17 protein-coding genes and 1 tRNA gene are annotated in these 20643 nt (G+C 24.8%); 16 read left to right on the forward strand and 2 right to left on the reverse strand.

The window, feature by feature from the left end:
• Window positions 1-15: 15 nt before the first annotated feature.
• The 11 genes from BLP75_RS08925 to BLP75_RS18150 all read left to right on the forward strand — a co-directional run bounded on the left by BLP75_RS08925 (window position 16) and on the right by BLP75_RS18150 (window position 13496).
• Window positions 16-669, forward strand: coding sequence for a helix-hairpin-helix domain-containing protein (locus BLP75_RS08925; protein WP_242872412.1), 654 nt, complete (start codon window positions 16-18; stop codon window positions 667-669).
• A 118-nt stretch (window positions 670-787) separates the two neighbouring features.
• Window positions 788-1828 carry a selenide, water dikinase SelD gene (gene selD / locus BLP75_RS08930; RefSeq protein WP_092725450.1) on the forward strand — a complete coding sequence of 347 codons (1041 nt, stop codon included), beginning with the start codon at window positions 788-790 and terminating at the stop codon, window positions 1826-1828.
• A 163-nt stretch (window positions 1829-1991) separates the two neighbouring features.
• Window positions 1992-3371: an L-seryl-tRNA(Sec) selenium transferase gene (gene selA / locus BLP75_RS08935; protein ID WP_242872419.1), complete on the forward strand. Its 1380-nt coding sequence runs from the start codon at window positions 1992-1994 to the stop codon at window positions 3369-3371.
• Between the two features lie 23 nt (window positions 3372-3394).
• Window positions 3395-5278 (forward strand): selenocysteine-specific translation elongation factor, encoded by a 1884-nt coding sequence (selB, locus tag BLP75_RS08940; protein WP_092725452.1) that lies wholly within the window; start codon window positions 3395-3397, stop codon window positions 5276-5278.
• A 214-nt stretch (window positions 5279-5492) separates the two neighbouring features.
• The gene (locus BLP75_RS18380; protein WP_242872413.1) at window positions 5493-7253 is read left to right on the forward strand and encodes a PAS domain-containing protein; all 1761 of its coding nucleotides are present in this window, start codon (window positions 5493-5495) and stop codon (window positions 7251-7253) included.
• Entirely contained in the window at window positions 7240-8268 is a 1029-nt protein-coding gene (locus BLP75_RS18385) for a sensor histidine kinase (protein ID WP_242872414.1), read from the forward strand. The genes BLP75_RS18380 and BLP75_RS18385 overlap by 14 nt, the downstream gene beginning before the upstream one ends.
• A 16-nt stretch (window positions 8269-8284) precedes the next feature.
• Window positions 8285-11113, forward strand: coding sequence for a sensor histidine kinase (locus BLP75_RS08950; protein ID WP_170139054.1), 2829 nt, complete (start codon window positions 8285-8287; stop codon window positions 11111-11113).
• Window positions 11114-11157: 44 nt separating this feature from the next.
• Window positions 11158-11838, forward strand: coding sequence for a uracil-DNA glycosylase (locus tag BLP75_RS08955; protein ID WP_092725455.1), 681 nt, complete (start codon window positions 11158-11160; stop codon window positions 11836-11838).
• A 135-nt stretch (window positions 11839-11973) separates the two neighbouring features.
• On the forward strand, window positions 11974-12288 hold the full coding sequence (locus BLP75_RS08960) for a rhodanese-like domain-containing protein (RefSeq protein WP_092725456.1): 315 nt from the start codon (window positions 11974-11976) through the stop codon (window positions 12286-12288).
• Between the two features lie 140 nt (window positions 12289-12428).
• Window positions 12429-13295, forward strand: coding sequence for a 3D domain-containing protein (locus tag BLP75_RS08965; protein WP_092725458.1), 867 nt, complete (start codon window positions 12429-12431; stop codon window positions 13293-13295).
• Window positions 13296-13399: 104 nt separating this feature from the next.
• A tRNA-Sec gene (locus tag BLP75_RS18150) sits at window positions 13400-13496 on the forward strand.
• Between the two features lie 34 nt (window positions 13497-13530).
• Here BLP75_RS18150 and BLP75_RS08970 read toward each other — a convergent pair.
• Window positions 13531-14289 (reverse strand): hypothetical protein, encoded by a 759-nt coding sequence (locus tag BLP75_RS08970; protein WP_092725459.1) that lies wholly within the window; start codon window positions 14287-14289, stop codon window positions 13531-13533.
• Between the two features lie 82 nt (window positions 14290-14371).
• Here BLP75_RS08970 and BLP75_RS08975 point away from each other — a divergent pair, with 82 nt between their 5' ends.
• Window positions 14372-15079 (forward strand): tRNA threonylcarbamoyladenosine dehydratase, encoded by a 708-nt coding sequence (locus BLP75_RS08975; RefSeq protein WP_092725460.1) that lies wholly within the window; start codon window positions 14372-14374, stop codon window positions 15077-15079.
• A 67-nt stretch (window positions 15080-15146) separates the two neighbouring features.
• On the opposite strand, the gene BLP75_RS08980 is transcribed toward BLP75_RS08975, so the two are convergent.
• Complete coding sequence (locus tag BLP75_RS08980) at window positions 15147-15902, reverse strand: ComEC/Rec2 family competence protein (protein WP_330385799.1); 756 nt, start codon at window positions 15900-15902, stop codon at window positions 15147-15149.
• A 249-nt stretch (window positions 15903-16151) separates the two neighbouring features.
• On the opposite strand from BLP75_RS08980, the gene BLP75_RS08985 reads away from it, so the two are divergent.
• The 4 genes from BLP75_RS08985 (at window position 16152) to holA (ending at window position 20582) form a co-directional block, all read left to right on the forward strand.
• Complete coding sequence (locus BLP75_RS08985) at window positions 16152-17057, forward strand: DUF2156 domain-containing protein (protein WP_092725464.1); 906 nt, start codon at window positions 16152-16154, stop codon at window positions 17055-17057.
• A gap of 1 nt (window position 17058) precedes the next feature.
• A complete protein-coding gene (locus tag BLP75_RS08990; protein WP_092725465.1) occupies window positions 17059-18216 on the forward strand; it encodes a GNAT family N-acetyltransferase in 1158 nt (385 codons plus the stop codon).
• Window positions 18217-18304: 88 nt separating this feature from the next.
• Entirely contained in the window at window positions 18305-19564 is a 1260-nt protein-coding gene (locus BLP75_RS08995) for a ComEC/Rec2 family competence protein (RefSeq protein WP_092725467.1), read from the forward strand.
• Complete coding sequence (holA, locus tag BLP75_RS09000; protein ID WP_092725468.1) at window positions 19539-20582, forward strand: DNA polymerase III subunit delta; 1044 nt, start codon at window positions 19539-19541, stop codon at window positions 20580-20582. Before BLP75_RS08995 ends, holA begins: the two co-directional genes overlap by 26 nt.
• Window positions 20583-20643: the final 61 nt, after the last annotated feature.

Here is a 20643-nt window from a genome sequence, read left to right on the forward strand (position 1 = left end):
AGGAGTGATTTTATTTTGAAGGCTATTGTAAATGTAGGTATAGTAGTAGTTATAATTATTGTTGCTACAATAGGTATATTTTTTAGTAAAAATTTAGATATTGATGAAAATGTGAACGTTGTAAGTGAAAGTAAACAAGAAAAAATTCAATATGTAGAGAGCAACAATGATAAATTAGAAGAAGAAAAAGAAAGTGATAAAAATAATAAAAAAGTAAATCAAAATATAATTAAGGAAGTAACCATATTTATAAGTGGAGAAGTTAACAATCCAGGCGTAGTAACGATTAATTCAGATAAACGTCTAGCAGATGCAGTCAATAAACTAGGTGGATTTACACAAGATGCTGATTTGAATAAGATAAATTTGGCTATGAAAATAGAGGATGAAAAGCATTATATAATACCTAAGATAGGTGAAAATATAGAAACAAGTAATGATGATAATAATTTAGATATTAAAGGTGAAGAAAATAATTTAGTTAATATAAATGAAGCAGATATAAAAGAACTTGATTCATTACCTGGAGTAGGAGAAGCTACAGCGACAAAAATTATAAATCATAGAGAAGAAAATGGAAAGTTTAAAGCTATTGAAGAAATAAAAAATGTTAATGGAATAGGTGACAAAAAATATGAAAATATAAAGGATATGATTACTATTAAGTAGAATTAGGTATTAATAAGTAATAATTTAATAAATAAGATAATCTCATTAAATTAAATAAAATATCATAATAAAATATGATATTATATGTATGTAAAAGATAACTCAAGGAGACAGGCAAATGGAGATTAGAAAAAAACTTACAGATATGACAACATCAGGTGGATGAGCGGCTAAAATAGGGCCAGAGGTTCTGGCTTCAGTATTAGCTCAATTACCTAAAAATACAAATACAGATAACTTATTAGTTGGATTAGAAACTTCAGATGATGCGGCTGTTTATAGATTAAATGATAGTAGTGCATTAATACAAACACTAGACTTTTTTACACCTATGATAGACGATCCTTATACATTTGGTCAAATTGCAGCATCAAATTCATTGTCAGACGTATATGCTATGGGAGGAACTCCTATAGTTGCGATGAATATAGTATGCTTTCCTTCATGTCATGATATGAATGTACTAGCTGAAATACTTAAGGGTGGATTTGACAAAGTAAAAGAAAGTGGTGCCTTACTGGTTGGAGGGCACACTGTTGATGATAAAGAACCTAAATATGGACTTTCAGTATCAGGAACAGTTCATCCTGATAATGTTTTATCAAATGCAACAGCTAAAATTGGCGATAAATTAATACTTACAAAACCTATAGGTGTTGGTATATTAAATACTGCTATGAAAGAAGGATTAGTTGAAGATAAAATTTCTAAGTATGTAGTGGATGTTATGGTTCATTTAAATAAATATGCAGCAATGAGCTTTAATAATATAAAAGTCAATTCAGCAACAGATGTTACAGGTTTTGGACTTTTAGGACATGCATTAGAAATGGCTAAAGCTTCAAACGTAAGTATAGAAATAAATTCTGATGAAGTACCAATAATAGAAGGTGCAATAGAAATGGCTAGCATGGGTATAATACCTGCTGGTATGTATAGAAATAAAGAGTATATAGGAAAAGATGTAGAGATTAAAAATATAAAAACTGAAATAGAAGATATATTATATGATCCTCAAACATCAGGAGGATTATTAGTTTCAGTAAGTTCAGACTTAGCTGAAGAACTTATAAAAGATATGAAAAAAAATGGTTCTATAGAGGCTAAAATAATTGGGACAGTAAAAGAGAAGCAAGAGAAATATATTATTGTAAATTAATATTTTAATATGCTCACTAGTAAAAACTACCCATTAAGTTTTGTATAAAAATCAAATATACAACTATTAAAATGCCCATTCGTGTATTTATTCGCGAATGGGCAATCTAATAAAATAATGATAAGAGAGAGTGATAATTGTGAATAAAAAAAGTTTATTTTCAATGCTTCCATCAGTAGATGAAGTGCTAGGAGCAAGTAAAATTATAGATATATCAAAAGAGTATCCAAGAAGTTTAATTTTAGAGTCAATAAGGGAAGCTATAGATTTAAAAAGAAAAGAGATAGTAAGATTAAAGGAAGAAGAAGTAAATAAATTTAATTTAAATAATGAAGAAATAGTTGAAAGTGCTTTAAATAGATTAAGAATAAATTATTCGCTGTCATTAAAAAAAGTAATAAATGCTACAGGAACTGTTGTTCATACAAATTTAGGAAGATCTCTTCTAAGTGAAACTTTTAAAGATGACTTGTGGGAAGCAGCATCGAGATATTCTAATTTAGAATATAACTTAGAAAAAGGTGAAAGAGGATCACGATATGATCATTTAACTAATACAATTAAAAGACTTACTAAAGCAGAAGATGTTTTAGTTGTAAACAATAATGCAGCAGCTGTTTTATTAGTTTTAAGTACCTTAGCAAAAGACAAAGAAGCTATAGTATCGAGAGGCGAATTAGTTGAAGTTGGTGGATCATTTAGAATACCTAGCATAATGGAATTAAGTGGGGCAAAGTTAGTTGAAGTTGGAGCAACTAATAAAACACATTTGAAAGATTATGAATATGCAATAAATGAAGATACAAGTGTACTTATGAAAGTACATACAAGCAATTATAGAATTCTTGGATTTACAGAAAGTGTTGAGATAGATAAACTTTCAGAGATAGGAAAAAAATATAACATACCAGTTATAGAAGATTTAGGTAGCGGGGTATTTATAGATCTATCAAAATATGGATTATCTTATGAACCTACAGTTTTAGATTCTATAAACAAAGGTGCAGATATAGTGACTTTTAGTGGAGATAAAATGTTAGGTGGACCTCAAGCGGGTATAATAGTAGGAAAAAAAGAATATATAGATAAAATGAAAAAAAATCAACTTACGAGGGCCTTGAGAGTTGATAAATTGACAATATGCGCATTAGAAGCAACACTTAGAATGTATTTAGATGAAGAAAGAGCAATAAAAGAAATACCTACACTAAGAATGTTAACATATAAAATAGAAGAGTTAGAAGAAAAAGCAAAAAAATTATTAAATATGATAGATCAGTTAAAATTAGACGCTGAGGTTTGTATAGAAGATGGACTATCTCAGGTTGGTGGAGGATCTATGCCTTTAGAAACTATAAAAACGAAGGTTATATCAATAATGCCTAAGATTATGAATGTTTCAGCATTAGAGAAAAAGTTGAGATTAGGTGAAGCTAATATAATTGCTAGAGTATATGATAATAAATATGTATTAGATGTTAGAACTATATTTGATGATGAATATGAAATTATAGTAAATGAGTTAGATAAAGCTTTTAAATAAAGACATAGATAGGGGGCCTTGACATGAAAAATATAGTGATAGGAACAGCTGGTCATATAGATCATGGAAAAACAACGTTAATAAAAGCACTTACAGGAAGAGATACAGATACATTAGCTGAAGAAAAAAAGAGAGGAATATCTATTAATTTAGGGTTTACATATTTTGATTTACCTAGCAAAAAAAGGGCTGGAATTGTTGATGTTCCAGGTCATGAAAAATTCATAAAAAATATGTTAGCAGGCGCATCAGGACTAGATATGGTCTTACTTGTAGTTGCTGCTGACGAAGGTGTTATGCCTCAAACAGTAGAACACTTAGATATACTTAGCTTTTTAGATACGCAAAAAGGGATAATTGTTTTAACTAAGTGTGATACAGTAGAAAATGAATTTATAGAATTAGTAAAAGAAGATATATCAGATAAAGTAAAAGGCACATTTTTAGAAAATGCAGAAATTATAGAAGTGGACTCTGTATCAAAAAAAGGAATAAATGAGCTAATTAATAAAATAGATGAAATAAGTGATGAGATAGATGGTAATAATGAAAATTCACCAGCGAGATTAAATATAGATAGAGTATTCTCTGTTAAAGGTTTTGGAACAGTAGTTACAGGAACTTTAATAGAAGGTATGATTAATATAGATGATGAACTACAAATATATCCTAAACAAATTAATACTAAAATAAGAAGTATTCAAGTCCATGGTGAAAGTGTAGATATAGCATATGCAGGTCAAAGAACAGCTATAAACATATCTAATATAAAAGTTGAAGATATTCAAAGGGGTGATGTATTAGCAGCTAAAAATTCTTTAGAAGAAGCAATGATGATAGATGTTAAAATTTCATTGGTTAATCATGGAGGAAAAACACTAAAACATTGGGATAGACTTAGACTTTATCATGGAACAAGAGAAATACTTTGTAGAGCAGTTCCTTTAGATAAAGATATTATAGACTCAGGAGAAAGTGGTTTTGTTCAATTGAGATTAGAAGAAAGTATAGTTGCTAAAAAAGGAGATAAGTTTGTAGTTAGATATTATTCACCTATGGAAACTATAGGTGGTGGAATTATAATAGATACAGCTCCTAAAAAGCATAAAAGATTTGATGAAAAAGTTATTGAAGCTCTTAAAATAAAAGAAAAGGGGGAGCTAGAAGATATATTAGAAGAATACCTAAAAAGAAATTTAAATAATTATCCAAGTAAAAAAGATATAATGAGCTATAGCGGTGAAAGTGAACAAAATGTAAATATAGCACTAGAGAAGCTAATAAATAGCAACAAGATAACATTAATTAATAATATGTATATGCACAATAATCAGTATGAAAAGTTAAAAGAAGAATCAATAAAACTTTTAGAACAGTATCACAAAAAACATAGACTTAGAAAAGGCATATTAAAAGAAGAATTTAGGTCTAGATTAGAAAATAAGTTTAAATCAAAAGAAATGGACATATTAATAGATAAGTTTTCAAAGGAAAAAATATTAAAAGTTAATGAAAATTTAGTCTCAATTTATGACTTTAAAGCTGAATTTAACAATAAGCAAAAAGAAATAAAGGATAATATAAAATCTGTCTTAGATAAGAATGGAATAGAAACCCTTTTAACTATAGATGATATATGCAATAAAAATATGTATTATGAAGAAGTATTAGAAGCTATGATAGGATCAGATATAGAACAATTAGATGAAAAATATGTAATAAGCAACGATCTATATAATAAATTAAAATCAGAAATTATTGAATATCTAAAAGAAAATACAGAAATTACACTAGGAGAGTATAGAGATCTATTAAATTCTAGTCGTAAAAATTGTATGATAATTTTAGAAAATTTTGATAGGCAAAAAATAACAAAAAGAGAAGATAATAAGAGAATATTATATTAAATTATATTAAATTATAGAAAAAAATGTAAAAAAATTAATAAAAGTGATATAATAAATCTGTAAAATACCAAGTTAAGTATAAATAAGAATAATATACATAGCTTGGTATTTTTTAATTTAAATAAGGTAGAGTTCTTTAATCATAGAAGGATTTTATTTTTATAAGCTATTACTAATCATGCTATTATTTGAATGGGGGAGATAGGTATTGATTATGAATCAAAAAAAAATTAATAGCAATAAGGAGATATTAAGCTTAATATCCACATTTTTATTGTCTATTTTGCTGTTAGTATTAATAAATGATGAAAAAAAATATATTATTTTTATACATAGTATATATGCAACCTTTTTAATTGCTATGGGGATAATTGTTTTAAACACAATTAAGTTTAATGTAAATAAATTTTCGATTTTTTTTGGAAGCATTTTTGCTACAACTGGAATATTAGAAATAATATTTGCGTTTATGTGTTTAAATCGTTTAAAATCGGTACATTATGATTACAATTTGTTTATATTTATATCGATTATAATGGATTTATTGCCGGTTTTAGGAATATATATGAGCTTAAATTATTTATATGAAAATAAGCTTAAGTATGAAAGAATAATTTTAAATATTATTAGTTTTATATTGGCTTTTTTATTTATAATAATTATTCTTAATTGGAATGTAAAGCAAAATAAATCATTTAATTATGAACAATTTACAATTATTACAGAAAATATAGTAACTATATTTACGATTATTATTGCAATCTTTATAAATAACAAACTAAAAATTACAGATGATAAACTAGATGAAATTGAAAAAGGTTTTTTTAAAAAAATAACAATAATAATTATTTTAGCTCGCATACCTTCAATTTTTCATATATTTTTAAATGATCTATACTTTAAAGATATTTTAAAACAAATAATAACCAATTTTGAAATTTATTATCTATATCAATATATAGTACATACAAATGTGAAAAAACCATACAGAAAACTTAATAGTATAAACAATGAACTTATCCAAAAATCAGAATCATTAAATACTAAAAATAAAAAATTAATAGAAGAAACAAAAAAAATTCAAGACTTAAAAAACATGCTAAGTAGTAAAGAAGCTAAATTAAAATCTACTTTAGATACCTCTGTTAATTGCATAATAGTATTTAATGATAAAAAAGAAATAACATATGCAAATAAAATGTTTTTAAACACATTTAAAAGTAGTAATAATGCTGAAGACTATAATATTGATAAGAATATAAAACCATTAATAAAAGATTATAATAAGTTTATAAATAATATTGATTATGCATTTGATAAAAATAAAAGCATTGAAGAAATTACGTACACTACAACAAATAAAATTTATCAAACTATATTTGCTCCATTAAACATAAATGGAACAATACAAGGTACTTTATGTATAATGATAGATAAGACGAAGAAAAAAGAGTTTGAGGAAAAAATAATTGATATAAATACTAGATATGAAAGGTTTTTAGAAAGTATAGGAGATGGAATTGTTGTAATTCAAAATGGACAAAAAATTTATGCAAATAAAGCATGTAAAGATATTTTTAAGGATAAGTTAGATACAATAGATTTTAAGGATGATTATGAAAAAGAAAATTTAGAACAATGTCATGAAATAGATGGCAAAAAAGTATATGTTGAAATGAGTTATTCTCAGTACACTAAAAATAATGAGAATAAAACAATTATTGTAATTAGAGATATAACGAAAAGAAAAAAAGCACAGTTGAAATTAAAAGAGAGCCAAAAATCCTATGCAAGACTTATAGATATATTACCTGATGGTATATGCTTGTTAGATAATAATTTAAAAATAGATTATGCTAATCAATCATTACTAAATATGGTTAAAGTATCAAGTATGTCAGAACTTAAAAATCTCAATATAAAAAAACTTATAAATTTGACTTTAGATGAAGAATCTAAATTTGACTTTAGATGAAGAATCTAAATTTGAAAGAAAGATGAAGAAAGTAATAAATGAAAATAAATATATGTTACTTCTAGAACATGAGATAAAGTCTTATAGTGGGGAGAATATACAAGTTGAAGTAAATGCATTGCCATTTTCTATTGATGAGCATAAAAACATAATGCTTATAATAAAAGACTTAACCCATAAAAAAACATCAGAAATGGCAGAAAAAGAATTACTTGATAGATTGAAAACGGATAAAATAAAAACAGAATTTTTTGCTAATATGTCTCATGAATTAAAGACTCCTCTAAATGTTATTTCAAGTTCTAATCAATTGGTAGATTCTTTATATAAAAATGGAAAAATAGAAGATTATAATGACAACATGAAATCTCACATTGAATTAGTTAGACAAAGTGCATATAGATTACAACGATTAATTAGTAATATAATCGATTTAACTAAAATGGAATCAGGCTTTTATAATTTAAAATTAGCAAATCATAATATCGTAAACGTTATAGAGGACTTATTTTCAATTGTTGAACAATATGCAAGTAAAAAAGATATAAGTTTAGTATTTGATACAGATAATGAAGAAATAAATATAAATATAGATAAAGTTGAAATAGAGAGAATCATATTAAATTTATTATCTAGCTGTATTAAATTTACTAATAATGGAGGTAGCATTTTTGTAAATATTTATGATGGTATAGATGTAGTTACAATAAGTGTAAAAGACAATGGGGTAGGAATACCAAAAAATAAAATTGATATAATATTTGAGGAATTTGCACAAGTTGATAAAACTCTTTCAAGAAATACTGAAGGTAGTGGAATAGGACTCACTATAGTTAAAAATTTAGTAGAGCTTCATCAAGGAGATATAAAAGTTAATAGTAAAGAAAATATAGGGACAGAATTTATAATAACAATTCCAAAAACAAGTTTAACTAAAGAAGACTACAAAGAAGATAAAAGAATTTATAATATAGATGAAAAGGTAAAAATAGAGTTTTCAGATATATATTATTAAGATTAGGAGAGTTATGATGAATAGTGAGTATTTAAAGAATTATAATACATCAAAATTAGAATATGTATTTTACTGTGTAAGTCTTTTAATACTGTTAACAATAAGCCGGATAGATACAAATTCTTATGAATTTATAATAATAATTATAAGAAGTGCGTTAAGCCTTCTTATAATTATTTTAATGAAAAATAACATATCAGATAGAAATAAGTTTATTAGACTAATTGGATTGGGGTATGTAATATCAAATATAGTTGATATATTAGGCATTATATTTATTAATCAAAATACTAATATATATAGAATTAATATTTTATCTAGTTCTTTGGAAACAATTATATTTTTATTAGCAATAAAAGGATTGGCAAAAAAAAATTTATATAATACTTTCGGATTTAAAAAAATTATAAAGTTTATATTTATTTTTGTATTTTTGATACTATTTTTAATGATTAATTATTATCATAATAACTTAAATTTTATTAGTATATCTAATTTATCCATAATTTATTTTTTTAATTTAATAATTTTACTATTTGGGTATCACTTAATGGATAAATATAAAAAATCTCAAGGTATAAATAATTTTAACCTTATAGATAAGTTACTAATATCAAAAATATTATTTTTTGTGATAGGATTTATGGTAACTATAATTAATAAGAAATTAAAAATAATAAATATAACATTAGATATATTAAGTGTTATTCAAATATTTTTAGTTTACAAGTTAATTATACAGAATGCTTTAATTAATCCATATATAAAAACTAAATCTTTAAATGATCAGATAATAAAGAGTACCAAAAACCAAGAAGAGATTAACTATTTGTTGAAACGTATAAATTACATAGAAGATAAGATAGAAGAAAGACTTGTATATGAAGATGAATTTTTTAAATCTATAATATCATCAACACCAAATGGATGGTTAATATTTAATAAAAATTTGGATCTTGTATATTGTAATAACTCATTTAAAAAAATTATAAACTGTCAAGATGATGATGTATTAGGTGCAATAAAAGAAAATATAATTGATTATAGTAAGTTTAGAGATAATATAATTAAATCACAAACTAAAAAGATAAAGATCGAAGACTCTATAAGAACTATAGATAAAAAAATTTATAAATGTATTTATATGTCTTATAAAAATGACAATGAATGTATTTGTTTTATGTTTGAAATAACTAAGGAAGTTAATATTTTAGATAACCTTATAAATCTAAAAAAGGAATATGAAGACTTAATTAGAAATATAAAAACTCCTGTTTTTATATGTGATGGGTATAACAATATAGTTGATTTTAGTAAATCATATGAATTAACATTTGATAAATATAAAACATATATAAGTGAAGACAATAAAAAATTAAATCTAGAAGGTTTTTTTAACATAATTCATCCTGATGATAAAGAAATCGTAAGATATGTATTTAAAATAAATCAAGAAGCAAAATCAAATAATGAATTATACAATCACGGTGTATTTAGATTTAGAATAATAAATAAAAACAGAGAAATTATATGGCTAGAATCGAAGACAACAATATATTATGAAGGTGATACTAAATATAAAATAGTAAATTATGTTGACATAAGTGAGTATATAGAAAGTAAGAAAAATTTAGAGAGAAACCAAGATATGTATAAAGGAGTACTTGATAGTATTCCAGAAGGCATATATTTAGAAGATATAGACAATGAAGAATATATATTTGTAAATGATAAATTTAAAGAAATATTTAGCTATAAAATAAAAGATATAAATCAAAAAATATATAAAAATGAGGCTATGAAAGTACATCCAGAATATAGCCATGTCTTATATAAGGGTATAGAGAATATAAAACACGATAAAATATCTGAGTTTGATGATATTAAATATATTGATAGTAATGGAAAAATTATAGATGCTAAGGTAGGAAGTGTACCTTTTAAAATAAACAACAATATATTTAAATTAAGTGTAATAAAAACTATGGAAGATATAAAAAATATAGAAAAGTTAAAAAAGAAAATAATCGAAAGAGACAAACATGACAAAATGAAAATGGAATTTTTTGTGAATATGTCTCATGAATTAAAAACCCCACTAAATTTAATCTTTACAAGTACTCAGTTAATAGAGAGTCTTTATAACAAAAACAAACTAAGTGGAGAAAGTATAAAAAATCACATAAACTTAACAAAGCAAAATAGTTATAGATTATTAAAAATAATAAATGATTTAATTGAATTTACTAGAATGGAAACTGGTTTTTACCATGTTAACTTAATTAATAAAGATATTATTTTAGTAATAGAGGATATTGTAATGTCGGTCGTAGATTATGCAAAATCAAAAGGAGTACAAATAATATTTGATACAGATATTGAAGAACTTACTATGGCTATCGATGTAAATGCTTTGGAGATAATAGTATTAAATTTATTATCTAATGCTATAAAGTTTACAGATAAAGATGGATATATATATGTAAATATGATATATAAAGAGGATGAAAACAAAATTGATATAAGAATAGAAGATACAGGAATAGGTATAGAAGAAGACAAGTTAAACCTTATATTTAAAAGATTTAATAATGTTAATAAAGGATTTGTAGGTAATATAAATGGAAGTGGTATAGGTCTATCTATGATAAAATCATTATCAAATTTAATTAACGCAAAAATAAGCGTTGAAAGTGAATATGGTAAAGGTAGTATATTTACAATATCTTTAAATATATCACATAAAAAAGAAGATGATAGAAATAGTAATTATAAGGTGAAAAAAAATGAACCTTTAAACGTAGAAAGACTAGTTGTAGGGATGGAAGATATTTATAATGTATAAAATATAAGTTATGAAAGGTTAATATTATTAATATAGGTGATTTTATGATTAGACTTAATAATGATTGGGACGAGCTTTTAAAAGATGAGTTTGATAAAGAGTATTATTTAAAGTTAAGAGATTTTCTTAAGGCAGAATATAGTACAAAAACTATTTTTCCAAATATGTATAATATATTTGATGCTTTAAAACATACGTCATATAAGGATACTAAAGTGTTGATACTTGGACAAGATCCATATCATGGACAAAATCAAGCTCATGGACTAGCTTTTTCGGTACAGCCAGATGTTGCTATACCGCCATCTTTACTTAATATGTATAAAGAGCTAAACTCAGATTTAGGTTGCTTTATACCGGATAATGGATACTTGATACCATGGGCAGATCAAGGAGTATTACTTTTAAATACAGCTTTAACAGTAAGAGCACATGAGGCTAATTCTCATAAAGATAAAGGTTGGGAGATTTTTACTGATAAAATAATACAACTCTTAAATGAGCGTAAAGATCCAGTAATCTTTGTATTATGGGGAGCTAATGCTAGAAAGAAAAAAGCATTTATTGATTCAAGTAGGCATTATATATTAGAAGCGCCTCATCCAAGTCCATTATCTGCACACAGAGGTTTTTTTGGATGTAAGCATTTTTCAAAAATAAATGAAATTTTAAATAGTGTAGGCAAAGATCCTATAAATTGGCAAATACCAAATATAAAAAGCTAAGTACATTTGTACTTAGCTTTTTATATTTGGTATTTATATCAATTAAAAACTTAGAATTTGAAGATAAAAGTTTAAAAATGTAACTTTTTATCAATTAAATAAATAGTATATATTAAAGAATAAGGAGGTATATGAATGAGTATAACTAGTTTAAATTCAAATAAAGTTAAACTTATGATTGAAGAAAATCAATTTGATTTAATTATAGATTTAAGAACTGAAGATAATTATGAGAAAGGTCACTTACAGGGGGCTATAAATATACCTATAAATCAAATACCAGATAAGATGGATTTTTTAAGTTATTACAAAGATAAAAAAATATTATTGTACTGTGGGATAGGTAGTCAAAGTAAAAGTGCTTGTAAAGTATTAGCTTTAAATGGATTTGAGTACTTGTATAGCTTATATAAAGGAATTAAAGATTATAAATATAGTTTAGAATATTAGAAATAAAATTGTGCCCAAATATAATTTAAAGGGCACAATTTTATTTTTTTGTCAAGTTGACATTAGGTATTAAAAAAGTTACAATCCTTTTTGCAAACATCGAAATAATATAGAGTTAAAATAAACAAGGGAGATAATATATGAACTTTGTGAATAACAAAAAAATAAAATTCTTGGCATTGGGGAGTATAATAGCCATAGGTTTAGTGGGATTAGGATATTCTTTATCTAGCAAAGATATTACTTTGATTATAAAAGGTAAAGAAAAAAATATTAGCACACATAAATCAAATGTGAAAAGAATCCTAGAAGAGCAAGACATTGAATATGATGGAAATGATATAGTAACTTTAAAGTTAGATAGTAAAATAAAAAGTGGCGATACAATTGAGGTTATAGATGTAAGAGAACAAACTATAAGACAAAAAAAAGAAATACCTTATGAAACAAAAATAGTAGATGATAAAAATTTACTAAAGGGTAACAGTACTGTATCTACTGAAGGTGAATCTGGAAAGAATGAATTAGTTTATAAAATAACATACCATAATGGAAAAAAAGTAGATAAAAAATTTATAAAAGAAGAAGTAATATCACATCCTATAAATAAAGTAATACAAAAAGGAATAAAAGAAGAAGTAAAGGTAGCTTTATCTAGAAGTGAGATTACGAGATCAACATCAAAAGTAGATAGCTATATTAATACTACAAAAAATTATAGTGATACATCAAAAACAGATGGAAAACAGATATCTGTTGAAGCAACTGCTTATACAGGGCATAATATAACATCTACAGGAACAAAACCTCAATGGGGAACAATAGCAGTAGATCCAACAGTAATACCTTATGGAACAAAAGTCTATATTCCTCAATTTGGAAAAACTTTTATAGCAGAAGACTGTGGAAGTGCTATAAAAGGAAATAAAATAGATATATATATGTATGATAAAGGAGAAGTTTATAACTGGGGTAGAAGAAATATAGATGTATATATTGTAGAATAAAAAAGTATAGCCCTTGTTAATAAAGCTATTATGGGCTATATTTAAATTTGTGTACAAACTATATTGAAAAACTTTAATAAAAATGTTATTATAAAAATAAGCATGGGGGTGGATGGGTGCTGGTGTGCCCTCTAGTCTTCAAAACTAGTATGAGGGGTTAAGAGCCTCTTAGGTGGGTTCGACTCCCACGCATTCCCGCCAATCAAAAAGAACTCATATGAGTTCTTTTTTATTTTTATCTAATTATATTACTACTAAATAAATCAAACGTATTTTTAGAATAATTAAAGTTATAAACTTCTTTTTTAGTAATCTCCTTTATTTTTTCTGGAGATTTATCTTTTTGTGAAGAGAATAATTCAGTCCTGTAGACTGAGGTTGTTACAATGCATAGTATCTTAGGTATATCTCCGGGAACATAGTCTATAGATGAAATTTCTATTTCTTTAAAGCTATCATTATCTTTGGATATAAATTTTTCATCATACGTACTTTTTTTAAAAACGGATATAAATGTATTGTTTTGTTTAAAAAAAACTTCAAATAGTTTTTTTTCATTAAATTCAGCTGATTCATTTTTATCTTTTTGTTCAACTATTAAAAAATTATTATAAAAATAGAAGTTATCTATTAAAGATAAATTATCTATTAAGTATTTAAATTTATAATTATTGTTGTCAATTTTATTATAAATAGCTATAAAAGAAACTTGTTCCGGTAATGATAAAGTAAACGCTATATTACTTTTAGGTAGATTAGGGATATTTTCCGTGATTTGGATTTCAAAATAATCTGCATATTTTATAAGATTATTTTTATTAGTGTCTTTTAAAATAGATGTAATTAAATTATAATTATCATTATTATGCTTAGCAGTTTGAGCATAAGATATAGGTAATAAATCAACAGTATTGTATTGTTTAATGATTAGATTACCTAATATAAGTAAGTTTATAACAAGAAGAAAACTTAATAGTTTTATAAGTTTATTCAATTTAAACCTCCTTAAAAATTAGGATTTAATAATAAAATATATTCTATTAAGTTAAAATAAATACTTTAGGAGAACATTATAAATGGAAAAAAATTTTACAATGAGAACTAGTCTGATAGTCGGCGATGAAGGTATAGAAAAATTAAAAAAATCAAATGTAATTGTATTTGGTGTTGGAGGTGTAGGTAGCTTTGCAGCAGAAGCTATAGCTAGAGCTGGAGTAGGAAACCTAACAATTGTAGATTTTGATGATGTTGACATAACAAATATAAATAGACAATTACCTGCACTTCATTCTACTGTAGGAAAATATAAAGTAGAAGTTATGAAAGAAAGAATCTTAGATATTAATCCTAATATAAATATAAAAGCAATAAGAAATGTGTATAATAAAGATACTAGTGAAGAGATACTATGTGAAGATTATGACTATGTAGTGGATGCTATAGATATGGTAACTTCAAAAATTCACTTAATAGAAACTTGTAAGTCAAAAGGTTTAGAAATAATAAGTTCTATGGGAATGGGAAATAAATTAGATCCAACCAAGATAGTAGTGACAGATATACATAAAACAAGTATGTGCCCATTAGCTAAAGTAATGAGAAAAGAGCTAAAAGATAGAAGAATAAAGAAGTTAAAGGTAGTGTATTCAACTGAAAAGCCATCAGATTTAAAAAAGAAAATACTAAATGGCAAAAAAATAACTCCAGGAAGTACATCTTTTGTACCATCAGTTGGAGGTCTAATAATAGCATCAGTAGTAATAAATGATTTATTAAATAAATAAAAAATATAAGGCAGATTAATGATAATATAATTATTTTTAATCTGCCTTATTGAATTGCTTAATATTTTTATTTATATTTTTTCTTAGTGTATATTATTTCTCCGTTACTATATAATACTATATCTCCAGACAAATCAGTTCTATAGGTTGTGACATTGTGGTCTTTTAAATTTTTCAAGGTAGTGTTATGGGGGTGACCATATTGATTTTTATACCCGCATGAAATAACAGCTACATCAGGTGTTGTTTCATCTAGAAACTCTGAAGTTGTAGAAGACTTACTCCCATGATGTCCAACTTTTAGAAAATCTATATCTTCAAGATTAAATGAATTAATAATATCAGATTCATTACTACTTTCAGCATCTCCTGTAAATAAAAATGATTTATTTTTAAAACTTAATTTAAATACTATTGAATTTAGGTTATTGTCATCCTGTATATACGAAGGACTTAAAACAAATAAATCTATATAATTATCTATTGAGAAATTATCGCCTTTATACACATAATTTAGTGGAACCTGCTTTTGATTGCATGCAGATATTAAATCGTTATAACTATCAGATGTAATCGTTTGTTCTGGAAGATATAACCCTTTAACATTGAATTTATTTACGACAGCATCTAATCCGCCTATATGGTCTGAGTCGGGGTGTGTAGCTATTAAAAAATCTATTGTTTTTATTTTATGTTTTTTCAAGTAGCCTTTAACTATATGTTCACTTTCGTTAGTACCGCCATCTATTAATAATGTTTTAGAATTAGGTGTTTTAATCAATATACTATCGCCTTGACCTACATCTATTATATGAATTTCCAATAGGGAATTTTTGCCACAACCAGATAAAAGTGTTATTATAATAAGTATTATATAAAAAAATTTCTTTCTTATAAAAAATCACTCCATTCACAAAATGTTTATATAAATACAATATGGGTAAAATAATTTAATACAAATTTCATATTTTAGATTTTATACAAATTCTAAGAATTAAATTCAAAAAAAGAAAATAAATAGATAAGAAATGAAAATAATATAACAAGACAAAAAAAAATTTCAGGAGGCATTATGATTTTTAAAGAGATTAATATAGATTCAAAAAAGGAATTAGACCCATATTTTGAAATGGTTGATTATGAAGCATGCGAATATTGTTTTAGTACCCTTTATATGTGGCAGCACGTATATAAGACAGGATATTATATAGGTGATGATTTTGCAGTAATAGTTGGAGAGTACGAAGGAGATAGTTTTTCTATACTACCATTAGCAACTAGAGAGAAATTACCTAAAGTAATAGATTTTGTTATAGATTACTTTGAAAAATCAAACAAAAAGATATACTTAAGAGGAATAACATCAGAGGTAGTAGAACTTTTAAAAGAAAAATATCCTAATAAATTTGAATATATAGAAGAGCGAGATTTATTTGATTATATATATGATGCAGAAAGTTTAAGAACATTAGCAGGTAGAAAAAATCAAAAGAAAAGAAACCATATAAATTATTTTATAAAAGAATATGAAGCAAGATTTGAGTATAAGCTTTTAGATAAAGAAAATTTTGATGAATGCTTAGATTTAATGAAAGACTGGACTAGCAATAAAGAAGAAAATGATGAATTTGATGAAGGGATGGACGATGAACTTTTAGGAATAAAAAAAATATTTGATGATTTTGAAGTCTTAAAAGATAAAGTTAAAATAGCTGGTATATATGTAGATAATAAGTTAGAAGCATTTACTATAGGTGAACTTTTAAACAACAATATGGCTTTAGTACACATAGAGAAAGCAAATCCTAATATAAGAGGATTATACCCTTATATAAATCAGCAATTTATTGTTAATGAATTCGAAAACGTAGATTTTGTAAATAGAGAAGAAGACTTAGGTATTGAAGGTCTTAGAAAGGCAAAACTTTCATACCATCCGTGTAAATTTGTTGAAAAATACACTGTCAGGGAGGCGTAATATGAAGATAAGACACGCTAAAGAAGATGAATTAAAGGATATAAAAAATATTTGGAATTATTGTTTTAATGATGGAGAAAGTTTTGTAGAGTATTATTTTAAAGATAAATATAAAAGACACAATACTATTGTAGTTGAGGATGAAGGTGAGGTAGTTTCTTCTCTTCAACTCAATCAATATAAAATAAATCTAAATAATAAGATTTATAATACTTCCTACGTTGTAGGCGTATCAACATTACCTCAAGTTAGAGGTCGTGGTTATATGAAAAATATAATGAAATTTATGTTAAAGGAACTATATAGAAAAAATCAATTAGTTTCAATATTAATGCCTATTGACTATAGGTTATATAGAAAGTATGGATATGAACATTGTTATGACCAAATAGAATATAATATAAATATAGAAGATTTAAGTAGCTACAAAATAAATGGAAAATTATACAAAGCAAATCGATATAATATAAATGAATTAGTAGATATAAGTAAAGATTTTTTAAAAGATGTAAATGGAAATGTAGAAAGAGACGATAAGTTTTATCAAAGTCTGTTAGAAGAAATAAAAAGTGAGAATGGCCATATATACATACACGAAAATGATGGAAGTGAAGGATATATAATATATTTTTTAGATGGAGAAACTATGTTTGTCAGAGAAATATATTATAAAAATATGGATTCTCTAAAATCTATGCTAAAGTTTATATATAATCATAATACACAGTGTAAAAAGGTTAAAATATCGGCTCCTATAAATGATAAAATAAAATTTGTACTAGACAATCCAAGGACATGTGATATAAAAATTAAACCATTTATGATGGGAAGAATAATAAACTTAAAGGCTTACTTGGAGAGTTTAACTATAAAAAGTAATATAGAAGGAAGTTTAAATATATTAGTAAAAGATAACTATATAGAGAATAATAATGGCGTATTTAAAATACAAATAAAAAATAATAGACTATTTGTAGAAAAAGTAAATGAGAAACATACTGTTTCATTTAATATAAACACATTGACACAACTAGCATTTTCATATATTGATATAGATGAAGCTATACTATTAAATGATTTAAAAATAAGTAAAAGAGATATTAGTTTATTAAATTATATATTTAAAAAGCGTAATAACTATATAAATGAATACGTTTAAAAACATACTTTTAGAGACTTCATGTCTCTTTTTTTGTTTTAAAAATTAATATATTGATGATAATTAAAAATAAAACAAGGAGTTAATAATGAGGAGACCGCTTCTAATTGTATTTTTAATAATTATGATAATATCATTACTATATACAAATAATAAAATACTTGATTGTAGTTACAATGATGAGAAAGTAGAGATAACAGGAATTGTTGAATATAAAAAGGAAAAAGAAAAATATGATGAGTATAAGATTTCTAAAATTTTAGTTAGAGACTATACTAAAAGTAGAAATATTAAAGTTGGAGATAAAATAATTATAAGTGGAAAATTTAAATCTCTAGGAAAAATGAATAATTTTGAATTTGATTACGGAAGATACCTGAAAAGCATAGGATGCGAAGGCTTAATTTATATACAAAGCTATAAAATAATAGGTGAAAGTAAATTTTATAAAGGTTTAGGTAAATTAAAAGAGTATATAAGAAATTCAAATAGATATTTATATAAAAAAAATTCGGATTTTATTAATTCATTAGTTTTAGGAGAGAAGGATGAGTTATCAGAAAATGAAAAAGATATGTTTTCTAGAACTGGAACAAGCCATATAATAGCTATATCTGGACTTCATACAGGCATACTATGTGTATTAATTTCATTTATAATAGGAGGAGTTAACAAATTTTATAAACTAGTAATTCTTATAACTATTATGTTTATATACTGTATAATGATAGGTAGTTCGCCATCTATACTTAGAGCTATATTTTTTATAATAGTATTGTATATAGCGGTTTTTACAGATAGAAAAAGAGATGGTATAAGTACCTTATCTTTAATAGGTATTATTTTATTAGTAAATAACCCATATATTTTATATAATATAAGTTTCCAATTGTCTTTTCTTGCAACATTGTCTATAATATATTTCTATGGTTATTTAAATAATAAGCTAAAAATAAGTGTTATTTCATTAACTTTGGCTTCAAATATTTTAACATTGCCAATAATATATTATAATTTTAATGGTATACCAATAATATCTGTTATTAGTAATATAATAATAGTACCGTTTATAGGGATTATAATATATGTAAGTATTTTAAGTGTAGTTTTATTTAATATAAATATAACTATATCAAAATATATAGCGTATTTTAATTGTATAATAATAAATGCTATATACTTTTTATTATGCAATTTAAGTGATTTAGATTTTGCATATGTAGAAATAGAAAATCCAAGTAAAGTTTATGTAATAATTTACTATACAGTAGTATTTTCATATATGATTTATAAAGAATTAAAGGTTATGAAGGAGCAGACGAATGAATTACAAGGATATTATAAATAATCTTAAAAATAGAAATTTTGAAAAGACATATCTTTTTTATGGAAGAGAATATTATTTAATTGAAAATACTATAAAAGTATTTAAGGAAAGCTTAAGTGAAGGTATGGTTGATTTTAACTTAGATATTATAGATGGTAAAGAAACTATGCTAGATCAACTTATAAGTTCTATAGAGACTCTTCCTTTTATGGATGATAGAAAGATAGTGATAGTAAAAGATTTTGAGTTATTAAAAGGTAAGAAGAAAAACTTTACGGATAGTGATGAAAAGTATTTGATTGAACACTTAGATAACATTCCTGATAGCACGGTATTAGTTTTTATAGTTTATGGAGATGTAGACAAAAGAAAATCTTTAGTAAAGAAGATTGATAAAAATGGAATAGTATTCAATTGTGATAAGTTATCAGACATGGATTTATTTAAGTGGGTAAAAAAGAAGTTTGAGGCTAAAAATGTAATTATAGATAATCCACAAATAATGTATTTTATAGAACAAGAAGGATATAGAGATAAAAGTAGTGAAAAAACTTTATCGGACTTAGAAAATGAAATAAATAAAATTAGTTCATTTGTAGGAAAAGGAAATAAAGTAAGCAATGAAGTTATAGACAAACTTTCTCAAAAAAAGGTAGAAAATGATATATTTAAGCTTATCGACTATATAGGAGAAAAAAATTCTTCTAATGCTATGAAAATTTTAAATGACATGATATATGAAGGAGAGTCTGTACTTGGAATATTTGCTATGATAGCAAGACAATTTAAAGTAGTAATGCAAGTTAGGCAACTTCAGACAGAGGGATATACATCAAAAGTTATTGCTGAAAAATTAAAAATCCATCCATTTGTAGCAGGGAAGGCGTTAAAACAGTGTAATAATTTCTCGGATGAAGTAATAATTGATATGTTAAATTATATATTAGAGAGTGATTATAAAATAAAAAATGGACTAGTTAGAGATACTTTGGCTATAGAGATGTTATTAAGCAAGTATTGTCAAAAGAATATAAGTTAAAAGCCTTAGGTAGAAAAATCTATCTAAGGCTTTTGTTATGTTATGTTTTACATTTGAGTAA

It is taken from the genome of Romboutsia lituseburensis DSM 797 (assembly GCF_900103615.1).
Lineage (GTDB): Bacteria > Bacillota > Clostridia > Peptostreptococcales > Peptostreptococcaceae > Romboutsia_F > Romboutsia_F lituseburensis.